4 protein-coding genes are annotated in these 4,653 nt (G+C 69.6%); all 4 read right to left on the bottom strand.

What is annotated here, in order from left to right; all coding sequences use genetic code 11:
- Positions 1-2,452, bottom strand: a 2,452-nt coding sequence (gene alaS, locus ACFPZL_RS10210; protein WP_382335307.1) for an alanine--tRNA ligase, incomplete at its 3' end; no start/stop codon positions are given.
- A 2-nt stretch (positions 2,453-2,454) separates the two neighbouring features.
- Positions 2,455-2,679: a hypothetical protein gene (locus ACFPZL_RS10205; protein ID WP_218113677.1), complete on the bottom strand. Its 225-nt coding sequence runs from the start codon at positions 2,677-2,679 to the stop codon at positions 2,455-2,457.
- Positions 2,680-2,863: 184 nt separating this feature from the next.
- A complete protein-coding gene (gene rpsD / locus ACFPZL_RS10200) occupies positions 2,864-3,493 on the bottom strand; it encodes a 30S ribosomal protein S4 (protein ID WP_218113679.1) in 630 nt (209 codons plus the stop codon).
- Between the two features lie 331 nt (positions 3,494-3,824).
- Positions 3,825-4,653: AAA family ATPase (locus ACFPZL_RS10195; protein ID WP_452233261.1), on the bottom strand; the 829-nt coding region annotated here is incomplete at its 5' end.

Genomic DNA, 4,653 nt, shown 5'->3' with positions numbered 1-4,653 from the left:
CTGCCAGCCGCTCCCGCAGCTGCAGCACGAGGCCGCGCACGTCGTCGGCCGAGCCGACCGTGCCGAGCGAGGCCGTCACCACGGCGAAGCCGCCGAGGCGCTCGGCCGAATCGACGAGCGCCGGCAGCCGCTCGGCGAGCTTCGCAGCCTCCAGTTTCGCGATCTTCTTCTCCGCCGCCCGGAGCTGGGCGGCGAGATCGTTCACCCGGTCGACGAGCTCGAGGCGCGGCACCTTCAGGCCCGAAGTCAGCTGCTGCACGATCGCGCGCTCGGCGGCGAGGTCTCGGAACGCCTCCAGGCCGACCAGGGACTCGACGCGACGGTTCGTGGAACCGACCGAGCTCTCGCTCACGAGGTTGATCATCCCGATCTCGGCGGAGCTCGAGACGTGCGTGCCGGCGCAGAGCTCGCGCGACCAGGGCCCGCCAATGTCGACCACGCGGACGCGATCGCCGTACTTCTCACCGAACAGCGCCATCGCGCCGAGCGCCTTCGCCTCGTCCAGCCCCATCTCGCGGGTGACGACCTCGTAATCGCTGCGGATCGCGAGGTTCGAGACCTCCTCGATCTCGCTCTTCGTCTCAGCGCTCAGCGCCTCGCCGTGCGTGAAGTCGAGGCGCAGGTAGCCGGCCTTGTTGTACGAGCCCGCCTGGTGCGCGTCGGGTCCGAGCACCTCCCGCAGGGCCGCGTGCACGATGTGGGTGCCGGAGTGCGCCTGCGCCGCGCCGCGCCGGTAGTCGGCATCGACGCGGGTCTCGGCGCGAGCATCCACTGCGACGGTGCCGATCGCCACCTTGACCGTGTGCACGATGAGTCCGGGCACGGGCTTCTGCACGTCGAGCACCTCGGCCTCGAAGCCGTCGCCGACGATCACGCCCTGGTCGCTGTCCTGGCCACCGGACTCGGCCCAGAGCGTCGTCTCCGCGAGCACCAGCTCCGCGATGTCGCCCTCGTGCGCGGCCGGGGCCGGCCGGCCGTCGACCACGATGCCGAGCACGCGGCTCTCGTGGACCAGCTCGTCGTAGCCGACGAAGGCGGTCTCACCGAGCCCGCGCAGCTCGCGATAGACCGACACGTCGGCGCGCTGTCCCTTCTTCGCCTTCGCATCGGCCTTGGCGCGGTCGCGCTGCTCCTGCATCAGCGTCGCGAACACGGCCTGATCCACCTCGACGCCCGCCTCCTCCGCGATCTCGAGGGTGAGCTCGATCGGGAAACCGTGAGTGTCGTGCAGCAGGAACGCCGTCGCGCCGCCGATGAGCGGCGCCGCATCGACGCCGTCGCCCGAGAGCGGCGATCCCGCGTCCTTCGCCTGCTCGACCGCTTCGTCGAGGATCTGGATCCCCGCGCCCAGGGTGCGCAGGAAGGTCCGTTCCTCCGCGTACGCGGCGCGCGAGATGAAGTCGAAGTCGCGCTCCACCTCCGGATAGGCGGCCTTCATCGCATCGCGCGAGGCCGGGAAGAGCCGTTCGAAGGCCGGGCCGTCGACGCCCAGCAGTCGCATCGAGAGGATCACGCGTCGCAGCAGGCGTCGCAGGATGTATCCGCGGCCCTCGTTCGACGGGGTCACACCGTCGGCGATCAGCATCAGACCGCTGCGCACATGATCGGCGATGACGCGCAGACGCACGTCGTCCGCTTCGTTCTCGCCGTACCGCTTGCCCGCCAGGTCCGCCGCGGCGTCCAGGACAGGACGCACCTGGTCGATCTCGTACATGTTCTCGACGCCCTGCTTCAGGAACGCCACGCGCTCGAGCCCCATGCCCGTGTCGATGTTCTGCTTCGGCAGCGGGCCGACGATCTCGAAGTCCGTCTTCGACCGCACATCCGCGATCCGGTACTGCATGAACACGAGGTTCCAGATCTCGACGTAGCGATCATCATCGGTTGCGGGACCGCCGTCGACGCCGTACGCCGGGCCGCGGTCGAAGAAGATCTCGCTGCACGGACCCGCCGGCCCCGGCTGACCGGTCGACCAGTAGTTCGTGTCCTTGCCGAGGCCCTGGATGCGTTCGTCGGGCAGGCCGGCGATCTCGCGCCAGAGACCACGCGCCTCATCGTCGTCCTCGTAGACGGTGACCCAGAGATCCTGCGGATCGAACCCGAGGCCGCCGTCGGCCTCGCTCGTCGTCAGCAACTCCCAGGCGAAGCGGATCGCGCCCTCCTTGAAATAGTCGCCGAACGAGAAGTTGCCGCACATCTGGAAGAAGGTGCCGTGGCGCGGAGTCCGGCCCACCTCCTCGATGTCGTTGGTGCGGATGCACTTCTGCACACTCGTCGCCCGAGCGTACGGAGCCGGCACGAGCCCGGAGAGGTAGGGTACGAACGGGACCATCCCGGCCACGGTGAACATCAGGCTCGGATCGTCGCTCACCAGCGAGGCGGAGGGCACGACGGTGTGCCCGTTGCGCTCGAAGAAGTCGAGCCAGCGACGGCGGATCTCGGCGGTCTGCATGCCTACTTCTTCGCCTCCAGCTTGGCGAGACGGCGCTCGACGTCGTCGAGCGCCTCGGAGAACTCCTCCTCGGCGACCCGGTAGCCCTCGGCGACGGCGTCGCCGAACTCCCGAGCCCCCCGGTTCACCCGCTCGAAGAAGCGGCGCCCCTCCGGCGTCTGATTGACGAAGTGCGCGCCCACGAAGCCGAGGGCGACCCCGACGATGAGCCAAGACAGTCTGCGCATGCTGCTTCTCCCGTGTGTGTAGACCCGCCAAGTCTAGCGGTCGGGTCATAACCGAAGCGGGGGCGTCACCCCGAAAGGCGACACCCCCGCTTCTGCGTGTCTTCGCTTAGCGAGCCGCGTAGACGGCCGCCGCTTGCGCGGCCGCCGAGAACGCAGTACTCATCACGAGTACTACGCGCCTCGCTCAGCGAGCCGCGTAGTACTCGACCACGAGCTGCACGTCACAGGTGACGGGCACCTCGGCGCGCTTCGGGCGGCGCACGAGGCGCGCCTGCAGCTTGTCGAGCTCGACCTCGAGGTAGCCCGGAACCGGGGGCAGCACCTCGGCGTGACCGCCGGCCGCGGCGACCTGGAAGGGCTCGGTGCCCTCCGAGCGCTCCTTGACGTGGACGAGCTGGCCCGGCTTCACGCGGAACGACGGGCGGTCGACGATCTTGCCGTCGACGAGGATGTGACGGTGCACGACCATCTGGCGGGCCTGCGCGGTCGTGCGGGCGAAGCCGGCGCGCAGCACGAGCGCGTCGAGGCGCATCTCGAGCAGCTCGACCAGGTTCTCACCGGTCAGGCCGTCCTGGCGGCGGGCCTCCTTGAACGCGATGACGAGCTGCTTCTCGCGGATGCCGTACTGGGCCCGCAGACGCTGCTTCTCGCGCAGACGGACGGCGAAGTCGCTGTCGCTCTTGCGCTTGGTGCGGCCGTGCTGACCGGGGCCGTAGGGGCGCTTCTCGAGGTAACGGGCGGCCTTCGGGGTGAGCGGGATGCCCAGCGCGCGCGACTGGCGGACCTTGGCGCGGGTACGAGTGCTCTTCGACAATGCGTGTCCTTTCGGGTTTCTGCTGTTGGTATCGCAGCGGATCGCGAGGTTCGCGCCGCCGCATGTGTTCTCCCGGCCGTGCTGCGTCCGCATCAGGCGCATGCGGAGTTTCTTCCGCAGGGCTCGATGCACGCGACGCAGCGAACCGGTGCTCGGCGAGGAACCGTGCTCCGGTGAGGGAACGACCATTGCAGATACCCGGCTACAGGGCGCCTGCCGTCCTGCGTTCACTCGCAGCCGAGTGAGCGAACGCGACGTTGGCCAACGTTCAGCTTAGCAGACGGTGCCGCTCAGTACGCATCGCGTCTTGAAAGACGTCCTGCTCCGCAGGTCATGCACCCCGGGTGATCCTGCGGATCTTCTCCAGCCGTTCCCGCACCGCCCGCTCATTCCCGTGCTCGCTCGGCGCGTAGTAGACCCGGTCCACGAGTTCGTCGGGCAGATGCTGCTGGGTCACGACTCCGCGCGGATCGCTGTGCGGGTACGCGTACCCCTTGCCGTGCCCGAGCCGCTTCGCCCCCGGGTAGTGCGCGTCCCGCAGCGGCTTGGGCACGCGGCCGAAGCCGCCGGCGCGCACGTCCGCGATGGCGCTGTCGATGGCCGCGATGACGGCGTTCGATTTCGGTGCGGTCGCCAGATAGATGGTCGCCTCGGCGAGCGGGATGCGCGCCTCGGGCAGTCCGATCAGCTGCGTCGCCTCAGCGGCTGCGACCGCGATGGGGAGCGCCTGCGGGTCGGCCATGCCGATGTCCTCGGCCGCATGCACCATGAGGCGCCTCGCGATGAAGCGCGGATCCTCCCCCGCCTCGATCATGCGGGCGAGGTAGTGGATCGCCGCATCCGGATCCGAGCCGCGGATGGACTTGATGAACGCGCTGATCACGTCGTAGTGCTCGTCGCCCTGCCGGTCGTACCGCAGCAGCGCACGATCGACGGAGGCCGAGACCGTCTCGGCCGTCACGGTCGGTGCGACCGACGGGGCCGCGTCGACAGAGCCCCCGTCTTCTTCGTCGTCTCCGTCCGAGTCCGCGTCGCCGCCCGCGTCGTCTCCCTCCGCGTCGCCGCCCATGCCGGTGTCGCCCGTGTCAGTGTCGCCCGTGTCGGTGCCGCTCGTGTCGCCGTCGTGCCCGGCGCGCTCGGCGAGGGCCGAGGCAGCGGCC

Source organism: Leucobacter soli (assembly GCF_042659205.1).
GTDB lineage: Bacteria > Actinomycetota > Actinomycetes > Actinomycetales > Microbacteriaceae > Leucobacter > Leucobacter soli.
The sequence above is the reverse complement of the archived record's forward strand: the minus strand, read 5'-3'. Positions and strand labels throughout refer to the sequence as shown.